Source organism: Lentzea sp. NPDC102401 (assembly GCF_044765805.1).
Classification (GTDB): Bacteria; Actinomycetota; Actinomycetes; order Mycobacteriales; family Pseudonocardiaceae; genus Lentzea; species Lentzea sokolovensis.
On sequence record NZ_JBIWKS010000001.1, the window covers coordinates 1,217,012 to 1,241,195 of the forward strand.

Consider the following 24,184-nt stretch of genomic DNA (forward strand, 5'->3'; position numbering starts at 1 on the left):
ACGTCGCCGCTGTCAGCGGGCGCAGGTCCGTGCGCTAGACCCGCTCCACCCGTTCCCGATCGCGCTCCTCCAGCAACTGCAGAAGCGCGTAGGTCGCCTGCCGCTGCTCCTCGACGAGCTTCGTGAGCCACGATCCGAAGTAGAGGAACCCGCCGACCCCGATCAGCCCGACCCCGAGGATCCCGCCCGACACGACGTACGGGATCTGCTCGAACGTGTACCCGGTGTGCGCGACGCCCCACCAGGCGAAGAGGATCGCCGCGATGCCCGCCGTCATCAGCATCGTGCCGGCGAGGCCGAGTCCGCTGCGCATCTTCGCGCGGCGCCGGTCCTGGATCGTCATGGGTTCACCCGCAGGTCGGGGACACCGGTGGGGTGCCCGGAGGGACAGGGGGCGCCGCCCAGCAGGAAGGTGCCGAACGACTTCATGCCGAACGCTCCCGCCGCGGCGACCCCGAGGCCGGTGAGCACCAGCAGCGCCGGCACGCCGGGGAAGTCGAGCAGTGAGCGCGGCCTGGTGCGGGCCGAGGCGACCGGGGTGACCGACTTCGACGGCGGGTTCACGCCCGCGACCGGAGGTGTGCCCAGGCCCGGAGGTGGCGGTGCGTCAGCCAAAGGCGGTGGAGGTACGACCGGTGCCGGTGCGTCGGGTGGGGTCAGGGGTGAGGAGGCGGAGGCGTTCGCGACGGCCTCGGTGTCACCGACGATCACCACCATCTTGCGCAGCGGGTTGAGCAGCGGCGCGAGTTCCTTGGGCAGCAACGGGGCCACGACGCCGTCCAGGATGCCGCCGAGGCCCAGTTTGGTGCGCAACGCCAGCACGTCGACGGTCAGGGTCAGGCCGCGGCTGGAGGACGTCGCCGACGTGGCTTCGAGTTTCGTGGCCGCCGAGGGCCAGGCCAGGGTGATTCCCAGTGGTTCCAACGCTTTCAGGAGTCCGTCCGGCGGTGCGCCCGGGGCCTTGACCGGGAACTTCTGGCCCAGCACGGTGAACTCGGCCACCGAGAACGTGCTGGTGCCGCTGCCCTTGCTGCCGTCGCTGACGGCCACGGACTCGAAGCGGATCCCCGACATCACGACCACGCCGGCCAGCAGCGAGATCGTCTGCGCGGACGTGACGGCCGTGGAACGTGCTTCGGACGCGCTGACCGTGCTGACGCTGCTCGACGACAGGCCGTCAGCGGTCAGCAGGAACGGCACCTCCTGCTTGGCGCCCGCGTAGGACTCGGCCTTGGTGGCGCCGGCGGAGGCGCGCATGCCCGGTTGGGCCTGGTCGGCCGGGCCGCCGGGGTGTGCCGCGTTGGCCTGCACCGGGTAGGCGAAGCCGAGCAGTTGCGGCAGGCCGGTGCCCACGGCCGCGCCCGGCCACAGCGAACTGGCCACCGACCGGCCGATCGGGCCCGCGCCCAGTTCGGTCTGGGTGTAGGAGAGGTGCACCTCGCCCTGCGGTTCGGCCGGCACCGGGATGAGATCGGTGTGCAGCAGCACGGAGACCGGTGCGGCGTGCGCGGACAGCGTGAAGCCGCCGATGTCGGAGGCCCGAGCGGGCGCCGGGGACAGCAGGAGGAGCAGCAGGACGAGCGCGTACCTCATGACGTCCCTCCGAAGTAGACGGTGGCGAGGTCGGAATCGGCGGAGATCTCGCCGTGCGTCATGACGACGACCTGGTCGGCGACGGCGGAGGCGGTCTCGGCGAACTGCTCGACGATCAGCATCGTGACACCGGAGCGCGCCAACTCCCCCACCACCTCGTACAGCTCTGCGACGATCACCGGTGCCAGTCCCATCGAGAGTTCGTCGATCACCAGCACGGCCGGGTCGGTGATCAGCGCGCGGGAGAACGCGAGCATCTGCTGCTCGCCGCCGGACATCGAACCCGCGAGCTGCCGATGTCGCGCCTTGAGCTTCGGGAACCGGGCGTAGACCACGTCGGCGTCCCCGCGCATCAGGCGAAGGTTCTCTGCCACCGTCAGGTTCGGGAAGATCGCACGCCCTTCCGGGATCGTGCACAGGCCCACGCGCGCCAGCTCGTCGGGCGCGGCGTCGTTGACGTGCACACCGCCCAGGTGCACGTGGCCGGAGGTGGCCCGCAGCTGTCCACTGAGGACTTTGACCAGCGTCGACTTGCCTGCGCCGTTCGGGCCGAGCAACGCGGTGACGGTCCCGCGCGGCACGTTCAGCGACACCCCGCGCAGCACCTCGATCCGGCCGTAGCCGGCGTGGACGTCCGTCAGGTCGATCATCCGAGATACGCCTCCCGGACACCCTCGTGTGCACGAACGACGTCCGGCGTTCCGGACACCAGCAACCGCCCCAGGTTCAGCACGTGCACGTGGTCGCAGTAACCCATCACGAGGTCCATGTCGTGCTCCACCAGCACGACCGAACGGCCCTCGGCGCTCAACTGTCGCAGCAACTCGCCGAACGCGTCGGTCTCCGCACGGTCGAGCCCGGACGACGGCTCGTCCAGCAGCAGCAACACCGGATCGGTGGCCAGCGCGCGAGCCAGTTCCAGCAGTCGCGCGGCACCGGTCGGGACGGTGTCGGCCTGGTTTCCGGCGAACTCCGCGATCCCGACCCGTTCCAGCAACTCCTGCGCGAGCTTCGCGGGCCGGCGCCGGCTTTCCAGCGCCACCAGGACGTTCTCCGAGACCGTCAGCGACCCGAAGACCTCCAGCCGCTGGAACGTCCGCGCGACACCGAGCCTGGACCGCTGGTGCGGGCCGAGCGACGTGATGTCCGCGTCGTCCAGCGTGACCCGGCCCGACGACGGCTTCCGCAGGCCGCTGATCACGTCGAACAACGTCGTCTTGCCCGCGCCGTTGGGCCCGATCAGGCCGGTGACCCCGGGCTCGACGACCAGCGACACGTCGTCGACCGCGGTCACCTCGCCGAAGCGGACCGTCACGCCCTCCACCCGCAACGTGCTCATGCGCGCCGCCAGGACCAGGCCCGGAAACCCCAGCTGACCAGCCCGTTCGGATCCCGCGCGAGCCCGGCCGCCGCGACGCCGAGCAGCACGACCGCCACCCCCGCGAACGCCGGAAAACCGCTCTGCAGCACGGGAAGCAGCATCAGCAGCACTCCGCCGAGCAACGCGCCGGACACCGACGTCACGCCCGCGATCACCGCGAACAGCAGCAACGGCAGGTTGTTGAACAGCTGGAAGTCGCTCGCGGCAACGGTTTCCCGCAGCTGCGCGAACAACCCGCCCGCCAGCCCCGCGATCGCCGCCGACAGCGAGAACACCCAGACCCGGATCCAGCGCACGTTCAACCCCAGCGTCGCGCACGCCGCCGAACTGTCCTTGACCGCGATCATCCGCCGCCCGAGCCGCCCCCGCCTGACCGCCAGCACACCGATCCCGACCAGCACGAACACACCGGCTGCCAGCAGCAGTTGCCCCGTCGCGGACTCGACCATGCGCGGCACCTGCAGACTCCCCCGCACCCCGAAGGCGATCGGCGACTGCAGCACGAGTTTGTCCATGAGCTGCGCGAATCCCAGTGTCGCCAGCGCCAGGTACAACCCGCTGACCCGCAACGCCGTCAACGCGATCAGCGCTCCGACCGCCGCCGCGACGCCCGCACCGATGAGCAACGAGAGCGGAGAGGCCGATCCGAGCCGCGCCACCGTCACCGCGCCCACGCCGACGAACGTGAACTGCCCCAGCGACACCACCCCGCCGTACCCGGTGAGCAGCACCATCGACAGCAGCACGATCCCGAACACCAGCGCCAGCGCGAGCTGCCCCGCCACCACCGAGTCCACCAGCAACGCGAGCGCGACGACCACACCCGCGAACAATCCAGCGCCCACACCGGTGGTCAGCGCGTTCGGCACCGCCACCCCGCGCGTCCCTCGGACGCCGCCGATGCGCAACGGCGACTGCGGCATCGCGAGCAGCACCACGAACAGCAGCAACGCCGGAATCGCCGCCCGGAACGAGATCCAGAACGGCGACGACGGCAGGTAGGCGACGGCGTAGGACTGCACCAGCCCGAGCCCCAGGGCACCGGCGAACGTCCACGGCAGACTCGTCAACCGCCCGACCAGCGCGGCCGTGTACGCCGTGATCACGAGCAACGTCATCGTCACGTAGTCCAGCTGCACGACCGGCGTCAGCAGAATCCCGCCCAGCGCGGCCAAAGCCGACCCGATCGCCCAGCTCAGCGCCGACAACCGGTGCGGCCGCGTCCCGTAGAGCGCGGCCAGTTCCGGCGCGTCCACGCACGCCCGCATCGCGAGCCCGGTCCGCGTCCGGTTCAGCAGCACGTACAACCCGCCGGCGACGAGCACCGCGCAGGCCAGCGTGACCAGGTCGTGCCCGCTGACGAACGACTGCCCGATGTGGACGCCGAGCTGGTCGAGGAACGGCCGCACCGGCCGCGCCTGCGGTGGCCAGATCACCTGCGCGACCCCGATGAGCCCGACCAGCACGCCGACCCCGGCCACCAGCGTGATCCCGATCGGCGCGCCCGCGAGCCGTCGCATGATGAACCGCTCGATCACCAGCCCGAACAGCGGCGCGCACACCCCCACCACGAGCAGCAACGCGAGCCACTGCGGCAGGCCGCGGTTCTCGGCGAGTTCCCAGTAGAGGAACGCCATGACCATGCCGATCGCGCCGTGGCCGACGTTGAACACCTTGGAGGTGCTGTAGGTCAGCACGAGGCCACCGGCCACGACGGCGTACGCGCCGCCCGTGACCAGGCCGAAGATGGTGTAGGCGAGGAGTGCGGTCATGCGCCGCTCCCCGTGACGAGGCCGAAGGCCGGGCAGGCGCGCTTCCCCGTCATCCGCCCACCCCCGTGTCGATCAACGTCCCGCACGAGTAGCCGGACGCCGGGGCCAGCCGCGACCACGCCCCGCCCTTCAGCCGCACCAGCGTCATGCAGGCCGAAGTCCGTTTGCCACCGACGTCCTGCGGCGCGACCATCCCCTCGGCCGTGAAGTCGTGCACCCCTCGCACCGCCTCCAGCATCGCCTTGCGGGTCAACTGGGGCCCGACCTTCGCCGCGGTGGTGACGAACAACCGCGCCGCCGACCAGGCGAACATCCCGAAGTACGAGGGCGCCGCGCCGGGAGCCACCCGCCCGAGCCACTGCTTGTACAGCGCCACCTGGGCGTTCGACTCCTCGAAGAGCGCGCCGTTCGTGTAGACGACGGTGCCGTCGACCGCCGCACCGCCCTGCTTGATGTACTGCGGGTCGTAGGCGGACGGGTCGGTGATGAACGCTTCCGGCGTGTACCCCTGCTGCCGCATGGCCTGCTGCAACCGCACCGCGTACTGCGCGGACCCGATCCAGTAGACGATCTTGGTGCCGGTCTCCTTCAGCTTCGCCACGTACGGCGCGTAGTTGACGTCGGTGATGTCGATGGCCTGCGAGTAGACGAACTTGATCCCGCGCGCCTCCGCCGCCTTCTGCATGCTCTTGGCGTTCTGCGCGCTCGCGTCGGCGTTGAGATAGAGGTACGCGGCCGCGTTGACGCCGCCGGGGAAGCTCGACTTGACCAGGTCCGGCCCGGCCGATGACACGAGGTTCACGACGTTCGACGCGACACCGAAGCTCACGGCCGTGCGCTGGCGTTGCGCGGTGACGGTCGAGGCCCGCAGGTCCGGGATGCCGCACCCGGCCGCCGCCGGTCCGCCGCCCTGGTCGAACGCCGACATCGAGCCCACCAGCGCGAAGGCCTGTTCACAGGCCTGGGAGGTGGCCTGCTGGTCGCCGCCGCTGTCGGTGCGCGAGTCGAACGAGACGAGCTTGAGCTTGCGGCCGCACACCGAGCCCTGGGTGGCGTTGAAGTACTCGACGAACGCCTTGGTCGCCTGCTGCGCCGACTGGAAGAGGCCGGGCACCGGGCCGCTGATGTCGGAGATGTTGGCGATCGTGATCTCGCCGGCCGTGACGCCCTTGTCCGTGGCGCCGCCGGTGCCCTGACAGCCGCCCGCGATGCTGCCGGGCGGGTTCGGCTGCTTGTTGGGCTCCTGCGGGTTCGCTGCACCCGGTTGCTCCGCGGTGCCCTCGGACACGGCGCCGTCCTCGCCGGTCACCGCGCCGTCCTGAGTGCCCGCCGTTCCTCCTTGAGGCACGACGAGTGCGGCCCGTTGCTCGTCGGTGAGCCTGCTTCCGCATCCGGCGAGCAACGCGCAGATCGTGAGTGCGATCAGTGCGGTCCTGCGACGCATGCGCACTGACGTTAGGGATCTGCATCCATCCAGACCCAAGCAACTTCTAGAACGCGTTCTATCTGCAAAGAATCGCACGGAAAGCCGTCACCAAAACGCGGTCGCCTCGTTAGAAGCGACCGCGCCAAGGAACACGTTCTACTTACGACGGCGGCAGCAGTTCCGGACGGCGCGGCCGGATCACGTCCCCGGAGGACTCCCCGCGCACCCGCCGCATCACCCACGGCACGACGTGCTCGCGCGCCCACTGCCAGTCCTCTGCCCGCCGCACGCGACGGTCGACCAGCGGAGCCACGCCGAGCAGGGTCCGTTCCAGCGCGTGCTCAACCCCCAGGCCCTCCAGAACGGAGATCGCGACCTCGGTGTGCCCGAGCGAGTTGAGGTGCAGCCGGTCCGCGGACCACATGCGGCGGTCGCGCAGCTGCCGCATGTTCCACATGTCGCCCAGCACGCAGTCATGTTCGGCGGCGATCGCGCGCACGTGCTCGTTGTAGATGGCCACGCGACCACGCATCTTGCGGAACACCGGGTCGTCACCACCGTCGACGCCCGTGAACAGGATTACGCGCGCGCCCGCGTTGACCAACCGTGCGACGGCCGCGCGATAGCGGCGCATCAACGCGTCGATGTCCACCTTCGGACGCATGAGGTCGTTTCCACCCGCGTAGAGCGAGACGAGGTCCGGCTTCATCGCGAGAGCGCGTTCGAGCTGCTCGCCCAGCACCTGCGGCAGCAGCCGGCCGCGCACGGCCAGGTTGGCGTAGGTGAACTCGGGGTCCGCCGCGCCCAGCACGTCGGCGACGCGATCGGCCCAGCCCCTCACGCCGTTCGGTCGGCTGGCGTCGTCATCGCCCACACCCTCGGTGAACGAGTCCCCCAACGCCACAAAACGCTTGCTCATGCTCACGACCCTATGCGGGGCATTCAGCGCAGACCTGGCCGGGGTTGCGGCCTCGGCGATAACGTTTCGATAACGGAGACGTCTCGAACTGAGGCGCTCTCCCATTCCTGGCCGTATCCCCGGTCGTGCGACTCTCCATGGATCTGGCTAAGCCGACGCGACTGATGGTCGCGCTGGCCGGCTGTGCGCTGGCGGTGCTCCTGAACACCGGGAGCGCGATCGGTCAGCCCAGCACGACGCCGTCCACCCCCATCTCCACGCCGCCGCCCGGCAGCAGCGGGACGGGCGACGAGGTCGTCCAGACGCAGTGGGGGCCGCTCGGACCGGCTGACCGGGACTTCATGAACCGGGTCAAGCAGGCCGGACTGTGGGAGAAGCCCGCGGGCGAGAAGGGCAAGGCCAAGCGCGCCGACCAGCCCAAGATCCAAGAGGCCTGCAAGCACCTCATCGAGGGGCACACGCTCTTGGACAACGTGGTGAACCGGGCGGGCGTTCTACTCGGCCACACGTTGCCCACCGAAGCCTCGGACGAGCAGAAAGGCTGGCTCGCCGAGATGGACGCGGCGAACGGCGACGAGTTCGACGCCGTGTTCGCCAACCGGCTCCGCGCGGCGCACGGCAAGGTCTACGCCTATGCCGCGCAGATCCGGGCGGGCACCAAGAACGAGCTCGTCCGCATCCTTTCCACGCAAGCGATGATCACCGTCTTCGACCACATGAAGGTGCTCGAGGAGACCGGTCGCGTCGACTTCGCCGGACTGGAGTCACCACAACCACTCGCGCCTCCACCGCCCGCGGACAACACCGGGGCACCGGACGCGTCAGGTGACCAGCCCGCCGACCAGTCAGCGAACCCGACCGACGGCGTGATCCCGACCGTGCCGGAGGGCACGAAGTTCACCCGCACCGCCGAGCAAGGCGTGTTCGGGGACAACAACGGCGTCTTCTTCGCCGCCATCGGGGTGCTCGCGCTCGCGCTGGTGGGGATGCGAATGATATCCCGATCGAAGAAAACACGGCGGAAATCTCGTTCGTTCTAAAAAAACAGCACACCCAGGTTCAATCCCGAAGATAGCGGCCCCATACCGCCGTCAGCTTCACCATGCCGTTTTATCGGACTACCACGAGGTGGCAAATGGCTATTCACCGGAGGAAATCCACGATCTGGCTCACCGCCGCTGCGGCGGCGATGGCCGTGGTCGCGGGCGGTGCCGCGGTGGTGGCCATCAGTTCTTCTGATGGCTCCGCGCTCGCCGACGGTGCGGACAAGAGCTTGTTCGTCGACATCACCAAGGTGAAGCCGAACGTCAAAAAACCAAAGCCGGAGAACGACGCCACCACAGGCACGTTCACCGTCAACTGCGGGCGGAACGAGAACGGGCACTTCAACCCGGACAACTTCATCGCGCAGCCTGGTGTTCGCAACGGTGCCCAGCACCTGCACGACTACGTCGGCAACCTCTCCACGAACGCGGACTCGAACAACAAGTCGCTGCAGGCGGCAGGCACGACCTGCAAGAACGGCGACAAGTCCGCGTACTTCTGGCCCGTCGTGCGCATCATCGACGAGGAAGCGGAAGAGGCCGCACCGGCCGAGGAGCAGGCCCCGCCGAAGAAGGACGACAAGGCCCAGCAGGACAAGGACAAGGCCGACAAGGCCGCGGCCCAGCTCGAGTGCCCCGACGTCGCGTCGCTGCTGCCCGAGGACGTGCCGGACGCCGCCCAGGCGGAGATCGACAAGGAACTCGAGAACATCGAGAAGGTGACCGCCGAGGCCGAGAAGAGGCTCGAGACCACCAAGGCCCAGGACCGCGACAACATCATCGTCGGCCCGACGCGCGAGAAGCGCGCCGCCATCCTGAACCGGATGATGCTGGCGTTCAGCCGCCAGGGCAAGCAGGCTCCCGACCTGAACCCGGCCGCCGCCTGCGCGATCAAGGACAAGGCCGCGGGCGAGAAGGGCCTCGACAACGGCGGCGAGAACGCCGACGCCGCCCAGGCAGAGGGCACCGAGGCCAAGAAGAACCAGAACAACCCGGAGGAGAACGCCGACAACGAGCTCGAGGGCAACGAGGGCGAGATCCAGCGCCCCGCCGTCGTCGACCTCCAGTTCCGCGGCAGCCCGACCGGCAAGGTCGTCGCGATGCCGAAGTTCCTCCGCATTCTCTACGGTGACGCGAAGGCCGGCCAGAACGGCCCGAAGAACGCCAAGGCGTCCTGGACCTGCACCGGGTTCGAGGACAAGGTCCTGATGGACAAGTACCCGATCTGCCCGCAGGGCTCGAACGTCAAGCGGATCCACGACTTCCCGAGCTGCTGGGACGGCAAGAACATCGACTCCGAGAAGCACCGCGAGCACATCGTGTTCCCGGACGCCAACGGCAAGTGCCAGAAGGGCTTCAAGGCCGTTCCCCAGCTGCGCATCTCGCTGACCTACAAGATCCCGCTGGACGTCCAGAAGGACGGTCGCTACCTGGTCGACTCCTTCCCGGAGGAGGAGCACAACCCGCTCACCGACCACGACGACTTCGCCAACGTGATGTCGCAGAAGATCATGAACCGCCTCGTCAACTGCGTCAACACCGGCAAGAAGTGCCGCGAGTGACGCTCTGACCACGTAGTTCAGATAGGCGAAATCCCCCGGTGCCCCTCCCGCGCACCGGGGGATTTCCGTTGTCCCGCTTGAGGTTGTTCACCAGCGTGAATCTTGTTCCGGAATGATTGACCGAAAAGGTATAGACCACTAACACTGACCGCATGGTCACCCGCTCCTGCACGGTGCTGATCGCACTGCTGGCATCCCTTCTGGTCCCGGTCACCGGCCCGAGCGCTTCGGCGGCGCCGGCGACGTTCGTCCACCCGGGAGTCGTGGTCTCCCGGCCACAGCTCGACTTCATGCGCACCAAGGTCCTGGCCGGCGCACAGCCGTGGAAAACGGCCTACGACCGCATGATGGCGTCGAAGTACGCCGACCTGAACCGCACGCCGAAGCCCCGCGCCGTCGTGGAATGCGGTCCCGTCAGCAATCCCAACAACGGCTGCACCGACGAACGCGAGGACGCGCTCGCCGCCTACACGCTCTCCCTGGCCTGGTACGTCACCCGTGACGCCAGGTACGCGACCAAGGCGATCCAGATCATGGACGCCTGGTCCAACACGATCCGCGACCACACCAACTCGAACGCCCCGCTGCAGACGGCGTGGAGCGCCAGCAGCTGGCCCAAGGCCGCCGAGATCATCAAGCACGTCTACGGAACCTGGCCCAACAGCGCCAGGTTCGGCACGATGCTGCGCACCGTCTACCTGCCCGAGATCCAGAACGGCCGCGCGAACACCAACGGCAACTGGGAACTCAGCATGATGGAGGCATCGATCGGCATCGCCGTGTTCCTGGAGGACAAGGCCGCCTACGACAAGGCGATCGGCATCTTCCGGACGCGCATCCAGGCGTTCATCTACCTGACCACCGACGGCGCGCTGCCGAAGACGCCGCCGGGCAGTGGCATCGACACCAGGGCCGAGATCATCTCCTACTGGCACAACCAGTCCACGTTCGTCGACGGCCTCACCCAGGAGACCTGCCGCGACTTCGCGCACACGGCGTACGGGCTGAGCGCGGCCTCGCACCTCGCCGAGACCGCGTGGATCCAGGGCCAGGACATCTGGGGCGAGATCAAGGACCGCATGCGCCACGCGTGGGGTCTGCACAGCAAGTACCAGAACGGCGAGCCGATGCCGTCCTGGCTGTGCGGCGGCACGCTCAGCCGTGAGCTCGGGCCGACGCCGGAGGTCAGCTACAACGCGCTGAACACCCGGCTGGGCATCGCGATGGCGAACACCAAGATCTACACGGAGTCGAATCGTCCACACGGGACCGACAACCTCTTCATCGCCTGGGAGACGCTGACTCACGCAGCCAACCCCTCCTAGGAGCGACTAGCGTGCGCTCATGACCGAGACACCGGACGTGAAGCCACGCAGCCGCGACGTGACCGACGGCCTGGAGCGCACCGCCGCGCGCGGCATGCTCCGGGCCGTCGGCATGGGTGACGAGGACTGGGAGAAGCCGCAGATCGGCGTCGCCTCGTCGTGGAACGAGATCACGCCCTGCAACCTGTCGCTCGACCGTCTCGCGAAGGCGTCGAAGGACGGCGTGCACGCGGCGGGCGGATACCCACTGGAGTTCGGCACGATCTCGGTGTCGGACGGCATCTCGATGGGCCACGAGGGCATGCACTTCTCGCTGGTCTCGCGCGAGGTGATCGCCGACAGCGTCGAGACCGTGATGATGGCCGAGCGGCTGGACGGGTCGGTGCTGCTCGCGGGCTGCGACAAGTCGCTGCCCGGCATGCTGATGGCGGCGGCGCGGCTCGACCTGGCCAGCGTGTTCCTCTACGCCGGGTCGATCCTGCCCGGCCGGGTCACGCTGACCGACGGCACCGAGAAAGAAGTCACGATCATCGACGCGTTCGAGGCCGTCGGGGCCTGCGCGCGCGGACTGATGAGCCGTGAGGACGTCGACCTGATCGAACGCGCGATCTGCCCCGGCGAAGGCGCGTGCGGTGGCATGTACACGGCGAACACGATGGCCAGCGCGGCCGAGGCCCTCGGCATGTCGTTGCCGGGCAGCGCCGCTCCCCCGGCCACCGACCGGCGCCGCGACGGGTTCGCGCGAAGGTCCGGGCAGGCCGTGGTCGAGATGCTGCGCAAGGGCATCACGGCGCGGCAGATCATGACGCGCGAGGCGTTCGAGAACGCCATCGCCGTCGTGATGGCGTTCGGCGGCTCCACCAACGCGGTGCTGCACCTGCTCGCGATCGCGCACGAGGCCGGCGTCGAGCTGGACCTGGACGACTTCAGCCGCATCGGCTCGCGCGTGCCGCACCTGGCCGACGTGAAGCCGTTCGGACGCCACGTGATGACGGACGTCGACCGCATCGGCGGCGTACCCGTGGTGATGAAGGCGCTGCTGGACGCCGGTCTGCTGCACGGCGACTGCCTCACCGTCACCGGTCGCACGGTCGCCGAGAACCTCGCCGACATCGACCCGCCCGACCCGGACGGCCTCGTGCTGCGCGCGCTCGACAAGCCCATCCACCACACCGGCGGCATCACGATCCTCAAGGGCTCGCTCGCCCCGGAAGGTGCCGTGGTCAAGTCGGCGGGCTTCGACTCGGACGTCTTCACCGGCACCGCGCGGGTGTTCGACCGCGAGCGCGCCGCGATGGACGCGCTGGAGGACGGCACCATCACCGCCGGCGACGTCGTGGTCATCCGCTACGAGGGTCCCAAGGGCGGGCCGGGCATGCGTGAGATGCTCGCGATCACCGCGGCGATCAAGGGCGCGGGCCTGGGCAAGGACGTCCTGCTGCTCACCGACGGCCGGTTCTCCGGTGGCACGACGGGACTCTGCGTCGGGCACGTGGCACCGGAGGCGGTCGACGGCGGGCCCATCGCGTTCGTGCGCGACGGCGACCAGATCACGCTGAACGTCGCGAAGGGCACGCTCGACGTCGACGCCGACCTGGACGGCCGCAAGGAAGGCTGGGCGCCGTTGCCCCCGCGCTACGAACGCGGCGTGCTCGCCAAGTACGCCAGGCTGGTCGGCTCGGCCTCACGCGGAGCCGTCTGCGACTAGTGGTGTGGCTCGGAACGGTGCCGGGGGAATTCGCGGTCAGACGGGTGCATCGTGGTGCCGCCCCCACGTCCTCGTACTGGTTGTACGGGGGCGTGGGGGCGGTGCCGCGAGGCGCCCTGCTGAGTGTGGATTACCTCGCCGACGTTCCGAGACGCGCCGCTAGAAGCGAAGCTCGGCCGCCGAGCGGACCAGTGACTCCACTGGCGAGCCCGGCGGCCAGGCGAGCACCGTCGTGACGTCCGGCGCGTCCACGACGGGCACCGCGACGTGTTCCGGCCACTGCCAGGCGCGGCTGGAGGCGGGGATGACGAGCAGGGTCCTGCCGAGCGCCACCAACTGGGCCAGCTGCGACTGGGTGCGCACCTCGGGTCCCGGCCCGTCCGGATAGGTCCCGTCGAGCCGCGGCCAACGGGCGATCGGCAGGTCCGGCACGGCGCTGACCTCGGCCAGCGTGAGGGTGTCGCGGGCCGCGAGCGGATGCGTCGCCGGGACGATCGCCACCTGGCTCTCGGTGTGGAGGTCGGCGGTGTCGAACCCCGCGAGGTCGTCGAACGGGCGGTGCATCAACGCGATGTCGGCCTGCCCGTCGCGCAGCCGGTGTGCCTGCTCCCCCACCTCGCACAGCATGACCTCGACCGGGTCGGCCAGAACGTCGAGCAGTGCTCGCAACAGCTCGTGGGACGCTCCGGCCTTGGTCACGAGCACCAGCGGGCGGTCCGGATCTCCCGCACGACGGGTCCGGCGGGCGGCGGCCGCGACCGCGTCGAGCGCCGTTCTGGCCTCCCGCAACAACACCTGGCCCGCGCCGGTGAGGGCCGCGCCGCGCCGGTCCCGGTCCAGGAGCCGGACGCCGAGTCGTCGTTCCAGCTGGGTGATCGCCCGCGACAGAGGCGGCTGGGCGATCCCGAGCCGGGTGGCGGCGCGTCCGAAGTGGAGCTCCTCCGCGACGGCCACGAAATAGCGAAGCTCGCGGGTCTCCAGGTCGTCCACGGACCAAGCCTATTACCCGTGAGGTATCAGAGCTTACTGAATCGATCTTGGACAGCACGCCCACAGCGAGCAGAGCATGAGGGCGTGAACAAGAAGACCGCGCTGGTCACCGGCGCGAACAAGGGAATCGGCTTCGCCATCGCCCAGGGGCTCGGGGTGCTCGGCTTCAGGGTCGCGGTGGGCGCACGGGACGACGTTCGCCGCAAGGACGCCGTCGAACGCTTGCGTGCCAACGGAATCGACGCGTTCGGCGTCGCGCTGGACGTCACCTCCGACGACAGCGTCGCGGAGGCCGCGGCGACGATCGAGCGGCTCGACGTGCTCGTCAACAACGCCGGCATCGGCGGGCGCACCGACGCGGGAGCGCAGGACCCGGCGACGCTCGACCTCGACGTCGTCCGCACCGTCCTCGACACCAACGTGTTCGGGGTCGTCCGGGTCACGAACGCGATGCTCCCGCTGCTGCGCCAGGCCGCCTCACCGCGGATCGTCAACGTGTCGAGCAACATGGGGTCGCTGGCGTTGCGGACCGGCCCGATCATGGCGGCGTACGCGCCGTCGAAGTCGATGCTCAACAGCATCACCGTCCAGTACGCGCGGGCGTTCGACGGCACGAACGTCATCGTGAACGCCTGCTGCCCCGGCTACGTCGCGACCGACTTCACCGGCTTCGCCTCACCACGAACGCCCGAGCAGGGCGCCGCGATCGCGCTCAGGCTCGCCACCCTGCCCGACGACGGACCGCGCGGTGGTTTCTTCGACGACGAGGGCGTCATCGCGTGGTGAAGGGTCGCCCAGTCGGCTGAATTCGCCACGCGGACACGGTCACCCGGTCGGTGGGCGTCCGCGATTGAGCTCACAGCGGCGGGTACTTCGCGTTCACAGGCAACAGCCAACGCGGAGGGACGACACGATGATCGATCAGACGCACGTTGAGGCTCTGTACGACTGCGACGTGATCGACAACCGGGGTGAGAAGATCGGTTCGGTCAAGCGGGTGTGGCTCGAGGACGGCACCGGCAAGCCGATGTGGGCCGAGGTCCACACCGGACTGTTCGGCATGAAGGAGAGCTTCGTCCCGATCCAGCAGGGACAGGTGGCGGGCGGCGCGATCACCGTCCCCGTCACCAAGGAGCAGGTGAAGGAGTCGCCGAGCATGCACACCTCGGGCGACCACATGTCGGACCAGGAGCAGGAGGCGCTCTACCGGCACTACGGGATGATCCCGCAGGCCAAGACCGGTGAGCACGACCGGCTCGGCGGCAAGGCCGGCAACGGCAGGAAGGCCGCGGGACAGCAGGCCGCCGGGCAGCGCGGTACCGCACGCGGTGACGCGGCCGAGGTCACGCTCTCGGAGGAGAAGCTCGACGTCGGCACCCGCAGCGTCGAGACGGGCCGGGTGCGGCTGGTCAAGCACACGGTCACCGAGCAGCGCAACATTACCGTTCCGGTCACGCACGAGGAGGTCCGGGTCGTCCGCGAGCCCGCGGAAGGCAGCACCGGCAAGGCGTTCGCCGACGAACAGGCGGAGATCACCTTGCACCGCGAGGAACCGGTGGTGCAGAAGCGCACCGAGGCCGTGGAACGGGTGCGGCTGGAGAAGGACGCGGTCACCGAGCAGAAGGACATCAAGGGCGAGGTCCGCAAGGAACGCGTCGAGGTCGAGCGCGACGACGAACCGCGCGGCCGCCGCTGACCGAACGCCGTGCGAACCGCCCACCACTTCCGCCGGTGGGCGGTTCGCGGCGATTCCAGGCGACACCGGGAAAAGTGACGCAGGCACTGCTGGATCGCCAGTGGGACAACGTCTTCGACCACCAGGTGTGGCGCTCGCTCGTCGGCGTGCTCGACACCGATGGCGACGGCCGCGTCTTCCACGGTGAGTTCGCCGCGGGCGGCTACGGCACTGCCCTGCCCTGCCCGCCGAGGAGTCGTTCCGACCCGCGGGCCGCGGGCAACCACCTCTACGGCCCGCCGGTCTGATTCAGTACAGGCTGTCGAGAACGTCGGAGTAGCGCTTCTCGATCTCCCGGCGGCGCGGCTTCAGCGACGCGGTCAGCAACCCGTCCTCGACGCTGAAATCGTGCTCCAGCACGGCGAACCGCTTGATCGTCTCGTGCCGTGCGAGCTGCGCGTTGACGGTCTTGATGGCGTTGTCCACTTCGGACTCGGCGTCCGCGAGCCCCGAGGCGGTGTCCGGGTCGAGCGTCACGAGCGCCACGCAGTACCTGCGCCGGTCGCCGTGCACGATCACGTTGCTGATGTACGGCGACGCCGCGTTGATCATGCTCTCGATCCGGGTCGGCGCCACGTACTTGCCGCCCGAGGTCTTGATCAGTTCCTTCTTGCGGTCGGTGATCTTCAACCGGCCCGCGTCGTCGAGCTCACCGATGTCGCCGGTGTGCAGCCAGCCGTCGACCAGCGACTCGGCGGTGGCGTCCGGCCGGTTGTGGTAGCCGCGCATGACGCCGGGGCCGCGCAGCAGCACCTCGCCGTCGTCGGCGATCTTGACCTCCATGCCGGGGATCGGCGGGCCGACCGTGCCGATCTGGATCATGCCCGGCCGGTTGAAGAACGTCGCCGCGGACGACTCGGTGAGCCCGTAGCCCTCCAGGATCGTGATGCCGGCGCGCTCGAAGAACTCCGCGATCTCGGGGGCGAGCGGCGCGGAACCCGACACGAAGTAGCGGATCCGGCCGCCCACGCGGTCGCGCAACTTGCGGTACACCAGGCGATCCGCGAGCCAGCGCGTCGCCGGGCCGTGCTGGCGGTCGGCCCACCGGAAGATCTTCTCGGTGACGCCGCCCTTCTCCCGCGCTCCCGCGACGATCCGGCCGTGGATCTTCTCGAAGATGCGCGGCGCGGCTGCCACGATGGACGGCCGCAGCTCGCCGAGGTTGTCCACGATCCGCTCGACGCTGCCGTCGACGGCGGTCGGCACGCCCGCGGCGATCATCGCCATCGTCAGCACCTTGCCGAACGCGTGTGACAGCGGCAGCCACAGGAAGTGCAGGTCGGTCGGCCGCAGAATGCCCAGGGACGCAACGGCTTCCGCCGTCGTCAGCCAGTTCTCGTGGGTGAGCTCGACACCCTTGGGCGTGCCGGTCGTACCAGAGGTGTAGATCAACGTCGCCAGGTCGTCCTGCCCGAGCCCGTCGATCAGCGCGTCGTAGTCGCCCGAGGACTGGGGAACCGCGCCGAACCGCAGCACCTCGACGCCGTCCGGCATCGACGCGGCGTGCTCGTCCGTCTCCACGACGACGATCCGGCTGCCGGAGTCGCCGATGATGTGCGCGACCTCCGCGGCCGTGCTGTTCGGGTAGATCGTGGTGGTGGCGCCCCCGGCGGCGAGCACGGCGAGGTCGGTGACGATCCACTCGATGCTCGTGCGGCCCATCAACGCCACGCGGTCACCCTTGCGCAGGCCCTTCTCAGCCAGCCCGAACGCCTCCGCGGCGACCCGTTCCTGCAGCTCGGACCACGTGAGCGAGACCCAGCCACCGTTGTCGCGGTACCGCATCGCCTCAGCGTCGGGCGTGCGGGCGACCCGGTCGCGCAGCAGGCCGGGAATCGACAGCGCCATTGCTCTCCCCTTCTCTGGAGCGTCGCTCCAGAGCGGTACTCTAACCCTCATGTCCGACCGACGACAGTCTCTCCTCGACGCGGCGCTCAAGCTCGTCGAGGAAGGCGGCCTGGACGCCGTCACGATCGCGGCGCTGACCGAGCGGTCCGGCATGTCGAACGGCAGCATCTACCACCACTTCGGCAGCCGCGCGGGCGTGTTCGCGCAGCTCTACGCCGACAGCTACGCCCGGTGCGTCGCCGCGATGCTGCCCGCCCTGAACGCCCCGACCGCGGTCTCGGGGGTGCGCGCACTGACCCTGAGCTACCTCGACTGGGTCATGGCGAACCCCAGCCGGGCGCGCTTCCTCTACGCCGCACCGGACCACGCCGACCCGGCGGCCAAGATGGCGGAGTTCACGCCGGTCCTGGCCTGGTTCCTCGACCGGATGGCGTCCGGCGACCTGCGCACGGTCCCGCCGTGGGCGTTGGAGCCCGTGGTGATGGGCCCGGCACACGAGTCGGTGCGCCGGTTCCTGCTCGGGGTGTTCGACCTGGCCGAGGCGCGCGAGATCGTCGCGGACGCCGTGTGGGCCGTGCTGAAGCCCTAGTCCCAGGCGGCTTTCGGCGCGGGGAAGACCAGGTCGCCGTTGACGCTCTCCAACTGCACCACGGTCCCGAACACCTTCCCGCGCACGACGTTCATGCCGTTCTCGTGAACCTGCACGAACTCTTCCTCATCCCCAGTCATGCGATCATTATCAGCTACGAACGACCTTCGTTGGCCATAGAACACCTGTTCGATTACGCTGCGGTCTATGCGCCAGGGATCACTGTTCGACCTGGACGCGGAGCCGGAACTGGCCCCGCTCGCCCCGCACCGCACCGAGCTCGGCCACGGGGCGTGGATCGACGTCCAGCCGGGCTGGCTCGCGGGCGCCGACGCGTTGTTCGACCAGCTCGTCGACGAGGTGCCGTGGCGCGCCGAACGCCGCCAGATGTACGACGCCGTGGTCGACGTGCCGCGCCTGCTCTGCTTCTACAGCGGCACTTTGCCGTTCGACGTCCTCACCACGGCCCGCGAGGCGTTGTCGAGGCACTACCTGCCCGAGCTGAACGAACCGTTCACGACCGCCGGGCTCTGCTACTACCGCGACGGCCGGGACAGCGTGGCCTGGCACGGCGACACGGTCGGCCGCGGCCAGACCGAGGACACGATGGTCGCGATTCTCTCCGTGGGCACCCCTCGTGCCCTGCTGCTGCGGCCGCGCGGAGGCGGCGAGACGCACAAGTACGCGCTGGGGCACGGCGATCTGCTCGTGATGGGCGGCTCGTGCCAGCGCACCTGGGAGCACGCCATCCCGAAGACCTCGAAGGTCGTCGGGCCGAGGATCAGCGTCCAGTTCCGCCCGCACGGAGTCCGCTAGCGACCAGCTCCTCGGACACCCGCCACACCCGCTGGGCCTCGTCCGTGCCGCGCAGACGGCCGTAGAGGGCCTGCTCGGCGGGCGGCCCGCTCAGGTGTCCGAAACGGGCCGGGCCGTAGAACACCCCGGCTTCCGGTGCCGTCGCGGCGAGCAAGGCCGGGAGCTGGGCGGACTCGACGGTGCCGAGGACGCCCACGCTCGAAAAGACCCGGACCACGCGCACGCCGAGCGTGTCCTTGGCGCGGCCGACCTCGGGACGGGCCGCGAGCAGGTTGGTGGGGGCCACGCCGGGATGGGCGAGGTTGCTCGTGATGCCCCAGCCGCCCGCCTCACTGCGCCGGGCGAGCTCCAGTCCGAAGAGCCCGAAGGCGATCTTCGACTGGCTGTAGGCCTTGCCGCCGTTGTACGAGCGCTCCCAGTTCAGGTCGTCCCAGTTGATGGCATTCTGGTTGGCGGCGATGCTGATCTGCGAGGTCACGCGCGCACGGCCGGCCTTGAGCAACGGCAGCAGCTGGGCGACGAGGGCGAAGTGGCCCAGGTGGTTCGTGCCGAACTGGAGCTCGAACCCGTCCGCGGTGGTCTGCCGCTCGGGCGGGGTCATGACGCCCGCGTTGTTGATCAGGATGTGGACGGGTTCGTCCTCCTCCAGCAACGCCGAGCCCAACGCGGTGACCGAAGCCAGCGAGGAGAGGTCGAGCGAGCGCAACGACACGTCGGCGTCCGGAGTCTGCCGCCGGATCGCGGCGATCGCCGCCTCGCCCTTGCGCTGGTTGCGGACGGGCATGACGACCTCGGCACCGGCCGCCGCGAGCCGTCTCGCGATGCCGAGCCCGACCCCGTCGCTGGCGCCGGTGACGACGGCCCGCTTTCCGGTCAGGTCCGGGACCTCGACGTCGAACTTCCTGCTCATCGCGCACTCCCCTGCTAGTTGTGGTGTCGTCCTCCACAGTGGCCTGACCGGCACGACCTCATCCAGGACCTCTCGCTCCGTGGCTACGGGAGCGCGCGCACGTTAGAAATCAGGGAGACGGAGAGGAGCCGACGTGGCGATCGACCGAGCCGGCCTGGCGGCGTTCCTGCGGCGGCGCAGGGAGGCCTTGCAGCCCGAGGACATCGGACTCCCGCGCGGGCCGCGGCGCAGGACCAGCGGTCTGCGCCGGGAGGAGGTCGCCGCCCGGTGCAACATGTCCACCGACTACTACGCGCGCCTGGAACAGGAACGCGGAACGCACCCGTCCGGGCAGATGATCGCGGCGATCGCCCAGGGCCTGCACCTGTCACTGGACGAGCGCGACCACCTGTTCCGGCTCGCCGGGCACAGCCCACCGCACCGCGGTTCGCTCAGCGAGCACGTCAGTCCCGGCCTCGCGCGGATCTTCGACCGCCTGCAGGACACTCCGGCCGAGATCGTCACCGAGCTCGGCGAGACGCTGCGCCAGACCCCGCTCGGCATCGCGCTCACCGGTGACGCGAGCCGGTACACCGGTCCGGCCAGGAGCCTCGGCTACCGGTGGTTCACCGACCCGGCGGCCCGCGCGTTGTACGACCCCGCCGACCACGAGTTCCTCGGCCGGATGTTCACCTCCGGCCTGCGCGAAGCCCTCACCCGGCACGGCCCCGGCTCCCGCGCCGCGCACTACACCGACCTCCTGCTCGCCCGCAGCGAGGAGTTCCGGACCGTCTGGGATGCCCAGGAGATCGGCCTGCGCCCCAAGGAGTTCAAGCGCTACGTCCACCCGAGCGTCGGCGCGCTGGAACTGCAGTGCCAGACGTTGCTCGACCCCGACCAGAACCACTTCCTGCTGGTCTACACCGCCACGCCCGGCACCGAGAGCTACGAGAAGCTGCAGCTGCTGGCCGTCATCGGATCCGCTGCGCCAGCGGGCTGACCAGCAACAGCAGCAGGCCCCATTGACATCCTCTCCGCCCTAAGGACGGAGATTCCCTCCACGCTGCGCGTGGATCGCGCGGCGTGCGGGTGGGTTACCGTTTCACGGCGCGGTGCCGGCACGGATGCTGGTCTTACCTGCGCTCCGCGGTCGTTTAGGCTCTCCGCCTGTCCGGCGGCGAGCACGTTCTTGGCGGCGTTGATGTCCCGGTCGTGGACGGCACCGCACGGGCATGTCCATATCCGCACAGACAGCGGTTTCGGCCCGTCGATCCGCCCGCACTCCGAGCAGGTCTGCGAGGTCGGCAGCCACCGGTCGATCCGGGCGAACCCACGCCCGTACCGGGCCGCCTTGTACTCCAGCATGCCGGAGAAAGCCGCCCATCCGGCGTCGTGCACGGACTTGGCGAGCCTGGTGCGGCACAGACCGGTCACGCACAGGTCCTCGACGTAGACCGCTTGGTTGTCGCGGATGATCGCCGTGGACAGCTTGTGCTGCCAGTCCCGCCGCGTGTCGGCCACCTTCGCGTGCGCGCGAGCGACCTTCACGACGGCCTTCTTACGGTTGTTCGAGCCCTTGACCTTGCGGCTCAGCGACTTCTGCAACCGCGCCAGCCTGCGCGCCGCCTGGCGCAGGAACCTCGGCGCCGTCACCTTCGTCCCGTCCGAGAGCACCGCGAAATGCGTCAGACCCAGATCGATGCCGACCCCGGACCCGGTCGCCGGCACCGTCTCGTCCAGGTCGGTCGTCACGACGAACGAGGCGAAGTAGCGGCCTGCCGCGTCCTTCACGATCGTCACCGACGACGGTTCGGCGGGCAGCTCACGCGACCAGCGCACGTCAAGGTCACCGATCTTCGGCAGTCGCAGCCGCCCGTTGTCCAGGACCTTGAACCGGGAGTTGCGCGTGAACCGGATCGTCTGCCGGTTGTCCTTGCGGGACCGGAACCGGGGCGCCGCTATCTTGCGGCCCTTGCGTGTGCCCGTGACCGAGGCAAAGAAGTTGCGATACGCGACGTTGAGATCAGCCAGCGCCTGCTGCAACACCACCGCCGACACCTCACCCAGCCACGCCCGCTCCGGCGTCGCCTTGGCCAGGGTGATGACCCGCTTGGACAACTCCCCGTCAGAGGGGTACCGCTCGCCGTTCTCACGGGCGGCCTGGCGTGCGCGCAGTCCGTCGTTGAACACCACCCGCGCACACCCGAACGCCCGCGCCAGCGCGTCCCGCTGACCTGGCGCCGGATAGACACGGAAGTTGTACCGTAACTGCACAGCGTCATTATATTCTTTTGGTTCCATGCAGAATCTGACCGGTTGATCCTGGCCGGCACGGTTTCTTCGCGTCTCACACGCACTTGGTCTTCGTGACGAAGTACCGGCACACGACGTTCGGCCATCGGCACCTGACCCGGCTGGAAGAGATCATGCGGGCGGTCTGCGCCGACTTCGAGACCGAACTGGCCGAGTCCAACGGCGAGACCAGCCACGTCCACCTGCTGGTGAACTTTCCGCCCAAGGTCGCGATCTCCAAGCTGGTCAACTCCCTCAGGGGTGTCTCCTCCCACCGGATGCGGCAGGAATTCCCCGAACTAGCCCACTACTACTGGCAAGCACAACGCCTCTGGCCGGGCTCCTACTTCGCCCGCTCAGTCGGAGATGCGCCGATCAGCGTGCTGCGCCAGTACATCGAGCAGCAGAACCGGCCGGTCTAATTAGGGCACGCTCGGCCGCGACCGGCCTCCCGCGCGAGCCTTCACCACCGGGCTGAATCCCGGCACACTAGCCCGCACTTCGGTAGCACCAGCAGCGTGATCGCGATGGCGACCACGGCGTCGGTGAACAGGACCAGGCGGTCGGGCTCGCGCTTCATGGACACCCGACCACCGTAGTCCTCAATGGATCACCGAACTCAGATCACGTCGACGAACACGGGGTTGGCGTAGAACCAGAGGTCCGCCCACGGGTCCGAGTTCGCGATCTCGTCGACCACCGGATCACCGGACGAGGTGAGCCGCTTGCCGTCACTACCCCGCAGCCGCAGGTAGAACGACCGCTCGACGTTCTTGAAGGTGTGCGTGAACCGGATCTTGCCCGTGCGCGGCACCTCGAACGTCTTCGCGACCGCGGTCTCCGGCGCCAGGAACAGGTCGCGGTCCGCGGACGGCCCGGTCACCGGGCCCGAGATCAGGTCGACCTTGGCCAGCACGGGCCGGGAGCCGGAGAAGTTCGGGCCGGAGGCGCGGTCGATCTCGATGGTGATCTCGACGTCGCCGCCGCGGCGCACGAACGTCCGCCCGCCCAGCGTCACGCCGCGCAGGTCGTCGCGCGACCGCACGCGCAGCTCCAGGCCGTCGATCAGGCGGCCGTGCACGGTCAGCACCTTGCCCGCCTGCAGGCCGCGCATGATGTCCACATAGGACTTCGACCGGGCGCCGACGACGTTCGCGCCGTACTGGCCGGGGAAGAAGTCGCCGTAGCCGGTCTGCTTGACGCCCGAGTCGATCGGCGCGCCTTTGGACCCGGTCGTGGCGTAGTCCTGCTTGCCCGGCGTGAGGGTGTCGTTGAAGACCTGGTGCACGTCCGAGTTCGCGGTGATCCACCACGGGCGTCCCTCGGCGAGCAGGGAGTCCCACAGGCCGCCGACCTTGGCGGTCATCCAGTCGAAACCGCCGTGCGTGCGGTACGACTCCGGCGGATAGCCGGGGAACGACTCCGGTCCGGGGGCGGCCGTGTCGTAGTAGCCGCGCGCACGGCCGGGGCCGCCGGCGGACTTCGGCATGCCGGCCGCCTGGTGACCGGGCGCGCCCTCCATGCCGACCGCGACGCCGGGGGCCGCGTCGCGCCAGCCGCGGATCTCGTGGGGGCTGTCCACACCGCGCCGCGACGGGTGGTTCGCGAACATCAGCGCGATCTCGGTCCGTCCGGAGAGGACCTGCGCCTCCAGGTACCGCAGCGCGGCCAGGGCGAGCGGCTCGGCGTTGCTCGCGACGCGGCCGTCGTAGGACAGCTCGAACGCCTTCAGGATGTCGACGGTGTGTTTGCCGGGCGGCATGAACACGGTGGCGTGCTCCGCGCCGGGGATGTTCCACTCCAGGCCCTGGTAGACCAGCACGTCGCGCTGGGAACGGCGGACGCGCTCGATGTCGGGCGTGACCTGGTCGATCGAGAACTTCTGGTGCGCGGGGCCGCCGTGGTCGGTGATCACGACCCAGTCGAGGCCGAACTCGTGCGCCTTCCCGACCTGCTGCGCGATCGTGTACTGGCCGTCGTCGGAGTACTGGGTGTGGATGTGGTGGTCGCCCGCGTACCAGCGCTCACCGCCGCCCCAGGGGTTGACCGGGACGTGCGCCTCGGCCTTGCCCGTGCCGGCGGCCACGGCTCCGACGGCGCCGGCCGCGATGCCCAGGCCGGCCAGGAACCTGCGGCGCTCCACCGACGACGGTCGGTCGTCGGCGGGGTCGAGCCAGCTGCCCTCGACCGGCTCTACCTCGTGGTGGTGCGTGTGATCACCGTGCGAGTGATCGTGAGAGTGGGACATGCGCCGATCTCAACCGGTCAAGCTTGCGTGGCAAACGAACGGACGATG

General features: G+C 69.3%; 24 protein-coding genes and 1 pseudogene. 11 read left to right on the forward strand and 14 right to left on the reverse strand.

The annotated features are described in order from the left end of the window. Nucleotides 1–34 precede the first annotated feature (34 nt). The 7 genes from ACIRG5_RS05450 to ACIRG5_RS05480 form a co-directional block, all read right to left on the reverse strand. The gene (locus ACIRG5_RS05450; RefSeq protein ID WP_402900502.1) at nucleotides 35–343 is read right to left on the reverse strand and encodes a hypothetical protein; all 309 of its coding nucleotides are present in this window, start codon (nucleotides 341–343) and stop codon (nucleotides 35–37) included. After that, a complete protein-coding gene (locus ACIRG5_RS05455; RefSeq protein WP_402900504.1) occupies nucleotides 340–1,593 on the reverse strand; it encodes a choice-of-anchor P family protein in 1,254 nt (417 codons plus the stop codon). The genes ACIRG5_RS05450 and ACIRG5_RS05455 overlap by 4 nt, the downstream gene beginning before the upstream one ends. Further along, on the reverse strand, nucleotides 1,590–2,243 hold the full coding sequence (locus ACIRG5_RS05460; RefSeq protein ID WP_402900506.1) for an ABC transporter ATP-binding protein: 654 nt from the start codon (nucleotides 2,241–2,243) through the stop codon (nucleotides 1,590–1,592). Before ACIRG5_RS05460 ends, ACIRG5_RS05455 begins: the two co-directional genes overlap by 4 nt. Next, the gene (locus tag ACIRG5_RS05465; protein ID WP_402900509.1) at nucleotides 2,240–2,932 is read right to left on the reverse strand and encodes an ABC transporter ATP-binding protein; all 693 of its coding nucleotides are present in this window, start codon (nucleotides 2,930–2,932) and stop codon (nucleotides 2,240–2,242) included. The genes ACIRG5_RS05460 and ACIRG5_RS05465 overlap by 4 nt, the downstream gene beginning before the upstream one ends. Further along, nucleotides 2,929–4,746 carry an ABC transporter permease gene (locus ACIRG5_RS05470; protein WP_402900512.1) on the reverse strand — a complete coding sequence of 606 codons (1,818 nt, stop codon included), beginning with the start codon at nucleotides 4,744–4,746 and terminating at the stop codon, nucleotides 2,929–2,931. The genes ACIRG5_RS05465 and ACIRG5_RS05470 overlap by 4 nt, the downstream gene beginning before the upstream one ends. Before the next feature lie 49 nt (nucleotides 4,747–4,795). Beyond that, nucleotides 4,796–6,190, reverse strand: a complete 1,395-nt coding sequence (locus ACIRG5_RS05475; RefSeq protein WP_402900515.1) for an ABC transporter substrate-binding protein — start codon at nucleotides 6,188–6,190, stop codon at nucleotides 4,796–4,798. 142 nt (nucleotides 6,191–6,332) lie between these two features. Continuing rightward, a complete protein-coding gene (locus ACIRG5_RS05480) occupies nucleotides 6,333–7,091 on the reverse strand; it encodes an SGNH/GDSL hydrolase family protein (protein WP_402900517.1) in 759 nt (252 codons plus the stop codon). Between the two features lie 137 nt (nucleotides 7,092–7,228). On the opposite strand from ACIRG5_RS05480, the gene ACIRG5_RS05485 reads away from it, so the two are divergent. The 4 genes from ACIRG5_RS05485 to ilvD all read left to right on the forward strand — a co-directional run bounded on the left by ACIRG5_RS05485 (nucleotide 7,229) and on the right by ilvD (nucleotide 12,729). Next, nucleotides 7,229–8,131 (forward strand): DUF4142 domain-containing protein, encoded by a 903-nt coding sequence (locus tag ACIRG5_RS05485; RefSeq protein ID WP_402900520.1) that lies wholly within the window; start codon nucleotides 7,229–7,231, stop codon nucleotides 8,129–8,131. Between the two features lie 95 nt (nucleotides 8,132–8,226). Next, on the forward strand, nucleotides 8,227–9,696 hold the full coding sequence (locus ACIRG5_RS05490; RefSeq protein ID WP_402900523.1) for a DUF1996 domain-containing protein: 1,470 nt from the start codon (nucleotides 8,227–8,229) through the stop codon (nucleotides 9,694–9,696). Nucleotides 9,697–9,848: 152 nt separating this feature from the next. Further along, nucleotides 9,849–11,021 (forward strand): alginate lyase family protein, encoded by a 1,173-nt coding sequence (locus ACIRG5_RS05495; RefSeq protein ID WP_402900525.1) that lies wholly within the window; start codon nucleotides 9,849–9,851, stop codon nucleotides 11,019–11,021. Nucleotides 11,022–11,040: 19 nt separating this feature from the next. Next, nucleotides 11,041–12,729, forward strand: coding sequence for a dihydroxy-acid dehydratase (ilvD, locus tag ACIRG5_RS05500; protein WP_402900528.1), 1,689 nt, complete (start codon nucleotides 11,041–11,043; stop codon nucleotides 12,727–12,729). 159 nt (nucleotides 12,730–12,888) lie between these two features. Here the strand turns inward: ilvD and ACIRG5_RS05505 are convergent, their stop codons facing one another. After that, nucleotides 12,889–13,719, reverse strand: a complete 831-nt coding sequence (locus ACIRG5_RS05505; RefSeq protein WP_402900531.1) for a LysR family transcriptional regulator — start codon at nucleotides 13,717–13,719, stop codon at nucleotides 12,889–12,891. An 84-nt stretch (nucleotides 13,720–13,803) separates the two neighbouring features. Between ACIRG5_RS05505 and ACIRG5_RS05510 the strand changes: the two genes are divergently transcribed. From ACIRG5_RS05510 to ACIRG5_RS05520, 3 genes are all read left to right on the forward strand, one after another. Beyond that, a complete protein-coding gene (locus ACIRG5_RS05510) occupies nucleotides 13,804–14,505 on the forward strand; it encodes an SDR family oxidoreductase (RefSeq protein ID WP_402900534.1) in 702 nt (233 codons plus the stop codon). 127 nt (nucleotides 14,506–14,632) lie between these two features. Further along, entirely contained in the window at nucleotides 14,633–15,415 is a 783-nt protein-coding gene (locus ACIRG5_RS05515) for a DUF2382 domain-containing protein (protein WP_402900536.1), read from the forward strand. 74 nt (nucleotides 15,416–15,489) lie between these two features. Then, nucleotides 15,490–15,702 (forward strand): hypothetical protein, encoded by a 213-nt coding sequence (locus ACIRG5_RS05520; protein ID WP_402900538.1) that lies wholly within the window; start codon nucleotides 15,490–15,492, stop codon nucleotides 15,700–15,702. A gap of 1 nt (nucleotide 15,703) precedes the next feature. Here the strand turns inward: ACIRG5_RS05520 and ACIRG5_RS05525 are convergent, their stop codons facing one another. Continuing rightward, nucleotides 15,704–17,302: an AMP-dependent synthetase/ligase gene (locus ACIRG5_RS05525; RefSeq protein WP_402900539.1), complete on the reverse strand. Its 1,599-nt coding sequence runs from the start codon at nucleotides 17,300–17,302 to the stop codon at nucleotides 15,704–15,706. A 49-nt stretch (nucleotides 17,303–17,351) separates the two neighbouring features. On the opposite strand from ACIRG5_RS05525, the gene ACIRG5_RS05530 reads away from it, so the two are divergent. After that, entirely contained in the window at nucleotides 17,352–17,891 is a 540-nt protein-coding gene (locus ACIRG5_RS05530) for a TetR/AcrR family transcriptional regulator (RefSeq protein ID WP_402900541.1), read from the forward strand. On the opposite strand, the gene ACIRG5_RS05535 is transcribed toward ACIRG5_RS05530, so the two are convergent. Beyond that, nucleotides 17,888–18,031: a hypothetical protein gene (locus ACIRG5_RS05535; RefSeq protein WP_319981196.1), complete on the reverse strand. Its 144-nt coding sequence runs from the start codon at nucleotides 18,029–18,031 to the stop codon at nucleotides 17,888–17,890. The two genes, ACIRG5_RS05530 and ACIRG5_RS05535, sit on opposite strands and share 4 nt — an antisense overlap. Nucleotides 18,032–18,098: 67 nt before the next feature. Here ACIRG5_RS05535 and ACIRG5_RS05540 point away from each other — a divergent pair, with 67 nt between their 5' ends. Further along, complete coding sequence (locus tag ACIRG5_RS05540) at nucleotides 18,099–18,707, forward strand: alpha-ketoglutarate-dependent dioxygenase AlkB (protein WP_402900544.1); 609 nt, start codon at nucleotides 18,099–18,101, stop codon at nucleotides 18,705–18,707. On the opposite strand, the gene ACIRG5_RS05545 is transcribed toward ACIRG5_RS05540, so the two are convergent. Further along, entirely contained in the window at nucleotides 18,673–19,617 is a 945-nt protein-coding gene (locus tag ACIRG5_RS05545) for an SDR family oxidoreductase (protein ID WP_402900547.1), read from the reverse strand. The genes ACIRG5_RS05540 and ACIRG5_RS05545 overlap by 35 nt on opposite strands. 139 nt (nucleotides 19,618–19,756) lie before the next feature. On the opposite strand from ACIRG5_RS05545, the gene ACIRG5_RS05550 reads away from it, so the two are divergent. Continuing rightward, the gene (locus ACIRG5_RS05550) at nucleotides 19,757–20,596 is read left to right on the forward strand and encodes a helix-turn-helix transcriptional regulator (protein ID WP_402900912.1); all 840 of its coding nucleotides are present in this window, start codon (nucleotides 19,757–19,759) and stop codon (nucleotides 20,594–20,596) included. On the opposite strand, the gene ACIRG5_RS05555 is transcribed toward ACIRG5_RS05550, so the two are convergent. Beyond that, the gene (locus ACIRG5_RS05555; RefSeq protein WP_402900550.1) at nucleotides 20,542–21,870 is read right to left on the reverse strand and encodes an RNA-guided endonuclease InsQ/TnpB family protein; all 1,329 of its coding nucleotides are present in this window, start codon (nucleotides 21,868–21,870) and stop codon (nucleotides 20,542–20,544) included. The two genes, ACIRG5_RS05550 and ACIRG5_RS05555, sit on opposite strands and share 55 nt — an antisense overlap. Before the next feature lie 50 nt (nucleotides 21,871–21,920). Here ACIRG5_RS05555 and tnpA point away from each other — a divergent pair. Beyond that, nucleotides 21,921–22,310, forward strand: a pseudogene (gene tnpA / locus ACIRG5_RS05560) (IS200/IS605 family transposase); the annotation flags it as partial. Nucleotides 22,311–22,351: 41 nt separating this feature from the next. Here tnpA and ACIRG5_RS05565 read toward each other — a convergent pair. Both ACIRG5_RS05565 and ACIRG5_RS05570 read right to left on the reverse strand, forming a co-directional pair. Beyond that, nucleotides 22,352–22,474, reverse strand: a complete 123-nt coding sequence (locus ACIRG5_RS05565; RefSeq protein WP_402900553.1) for a hypothetical protein — start codon at nucleotides 22,472–22,474, stop codon at nucleotides 22,352–22,354. Nucleotides 22,475–22,507: 33 nt separating this feature from the next. Beyond that, complete coding sequence (locus ACIRG5_RS05570) at nucleotides 22,508–24,136, reverse strand: PHP domain-containing protein (RefSeq protein ID WP_402900556.1); 1,629 nt, start codon at nucleotides 24,134–24,136, stop codon at nucleotides 22,508–22,510. Nucleotides 24,137–24,184 lie beyond the last annotated feature (48 nt).

Excerpts from the sequence above, each read along its gene's own strand:
- ACIRG5_RS05450 (WP_402900502.1), bottom strand. The coding sequence starts at position 343 with ATGACGATCCAGGACCGGCGCCGCGCGAAGATGCGCAGCGGACTCGGC.
- ACIRG5_RS05455 (WP_402900504.1), bottom strand. The coding sequence starts at position 1,593 with ATGAGGTACGCGCTCGTCCTGCTGCTCCTCCTGCTGTCCCCGGCGCCC.
- ACIRG5_RS05460 (WP_402900506.1), bottom strand. The coding sequence starts at position 2,243 with ATGATCGACCTGACGGACGTCCACGCCGGCTACGGCCGGATCGAGGTG.
- ACIRG5_RS05465 (WP_402900509.1), bottom strand. The coding sequence starts at position 2,932 with ATGAGCACGTTGCGGGTGGAGGGCGTGACGGTCCGCTTCGGCGAGGTG.
- ACIRG5_RS05470 (WP_402900512.1), bottom strand. The coding sequence starts at position 4,746 with ATGACCGCACTCCTCGCCTACACCATCTTCGGCCTGGTCACGGGCGGC.
- ACIRG5_RS05475 (WP_402900515.1), bottom strand. The coding sequence starts at position 6,190 with ATGCGTCGCAGGACCGCACTGATCGCACTCACGATCTGCGCGTTGCTC.
- ACIRG5_RS05480 (WP_402900517.1), bottom strand. The coding sequence starts at position 7,091 with ATGAGCAAGCGTTTTGTGGCGTTGGGGGACTCGTTCACCGAGGGTGTG.
- ACIRG5_RS05485 (WP_402900520.1), top strand. The coding sequence starts at position 7,229 with ATGGATCTGGCTAAGCCGACGCGACTGATGGTCGCGCTGGCCGGCTGT.
- ACIRG5_RS05490 (WP_402900523.1), top strand. The coding sequence starts at position 8,227 with ATGGCTATTCACCGGAGGAAATCCACGATCTGGCTCACCGCCGCTGCG.
- ACIRG5_RS05495 (WP_402900525.1), top strand. The coding sequence starts at position 9,849 with ATGGTCACCCGCTCCTGCACGGTGCTGATCGCACTGCTGGCATCCCTT.
- ilvD (WP_402900528.1), top strand. The coding sequence starts at position 11,041 with ATGACCGAGACACCGGACGTGAAGCCACGCAGCCGCGACGTGACCGAC.
- ACIRG5_RS05515 (WP_402900536.1), top strand. The coding sequence starts at position 14,633 with ATGATCGATCAGACGCACGTTGAGGCTCTGTACGACTGCGACGTGATC.
- ACIRG5_RS05525 (WP_402900539.1), bottom strand. The coding sequence starts at position 17,302 with ATGGCGCTGTCGATTCCCGGCCTGCTGCGCGACCGGGTCGCCCGCACG.
- ACIRG5_RS05530 (WP_402900541.1), top strand. The coding sequence starts at position 17,352 with ATGTCCGACCGACGACAGTCTCTCCTCGACGCGGCGCTCAAGCTCGTC.
- ACIRG5_RS05535 (WP_319981196.1), bottom strand. The coding sequence starts at position 18,031 with ATGACTGGGGATGAGGAAGAGTTCGTGCAGGTTCACGAGAACGGCATG.
- ACIRG5_RS05540 (WP_402900544.1), top strand. The coding sequence starts at position 18,099 with ATGCGCCAGGGATCACTGTTCGACCTGGACGCGGAGCCGGAACTGGCC.
- ACIRG5_RS05545 (WP_402900547.1), bottom strand. The coding sequence starts at position 19,617 with ATGAGCAGGAAGTTCGACGTCGAGGTCCCGGACCTGACCGGAAAGCGG.
- ACIRG5_RS05570 (WP_402900556.1), bottom strand. The coding sequence starts at position 24,136 with ATGTCCCACTCTCACGATCACTCGCACGGTGATCACACGCACCACCAC.